The 1296-nt window shown below is 41.3% G+C and carries 2 protein-coding genes; one reads left to right on the plus strand and one right to left on the minus strand.

Going from position 1 to position 1296, the window contains the following annotated elements; translation table 11 throughout:
* The coding region (locus F6K49_RS49910) for a pentapeptide repeat-containing protein (protein WP_293110244.1) at nt 1–722 on the plus strand (722 nt) is incomplete at its 5' end.
* 198 nt (nt 723–920) lie between these two features.
* On the opposite strand, the gene F6K49_RS49915 is transcribed toward F6K49_RS49910, so the two are convergent.
* Nucleotides 921–1296, minus strand: a 376-nt coding sequence (locus tag F6K49_RS49915; protein WP_293110246.1) for a tryptophan-rich sensory protein, incomplete at its 5' end; no start/stop codon positions are given.

Raw genomic sequence — 1296 nt, forward strand, 5'->3', positions numbered from 1 at the left:
TGATGAACATTAAACTACCTTTAATCATTGCTGCTATCTTCGGGGCAACTATACCAATTGATCTTCATCTATCATCTGCGGAACAGGTCAGCATATCCCTAAAAACTAATGATAACTCAAGTAAGACCATTCAAAATGGACAAGCCAAGACAAAAGTTTTTGAGTTTATCTTAAAAGATAAGACCTGTGTAGAGTGTGATCTCATCGGTTTTGATTTGAGTGGACTTGACTTAAGTGGAGTTGACTTTAGCAGAGCTGACTTTAGCCAAGCTAACTTATCCGATAGTAACCTAGAGAATGCTAAACTCAAAGATGCCAAACTAATTGGTGCTCGTTTAGAAAACGCCAAGTTAACCTCTGCTGACTTAGATGGCGCTGATTTTAAAGATACTAACTTGAAAGGTGCTGATCTCAGTGATGCTACTCTCCTCAATATCCGATTGGCTAATGCTGATTTAAGTGCTGCTATTCTTAATCGTACTGAGCTTCGAGAAGCTGACTTGACTGGTGCCAATATGGAGCATGCTGATTTGAGTCATGCTAGTATTTATGGTGCAATTTTGAGGGAGGCTAATCTCACTGGGGCTAACCTTTATAAAGCCAATTTGCGTTACGCCAATTTGCAAGATGCGGTATTAAAGGGCACTAATCTAAAGGGCGCTGATTTACAATTTGCGGTTATGCCTGATGGGAAAACTGTTTATGGAACGGATGATTACTAATCTCTGGGAAAATTAAATTAAAATTAAATGAATGTAAGCATTCAGCTATCAGCTATCAGCTATCAGCTATCAGCTATCAGCTAATGCGCTACGCCCACGCTACGCGAACAGCTTTTGAATAAAACAAGTAAGTATTGGTTTAATCTCTGTTACGTCACCTGACTGCTGACGGCTGACGGCTGAATGCTTACAATAAAATTAAGCTGCTCCTGGATTAAGTCGCCTCATTTCCCAAGTAGTGTAGGTACCAATCGGACTCCAAATCATGTAGGGAAGTAGCAGCAAGAACGCTACGAGAGATACAGGATAAATCAGTAAAGCCAGGATAATACTTAATAAGGCACCTGTGCCACCAATAATGGTGCCAACGGTGAGGCTACGAAACAGGAACATGACTGGTGTATAAGCCATGGTGATGATTTCTAGTAGTAGATATAAACCCATCAACAACCAGGTGCTTCGGCTACCTGGGTCATTTTCCCAAACTATATACGCTGACCAAGCACCGCAAATAAAGATAGTTATCCAGATCAGGGGAATTGCTCTCTCGAAGGTGAGCCATTGCGGACGACGT

The organism is Moorena sp. SIO3I6 (assembly GCF_010672095.1).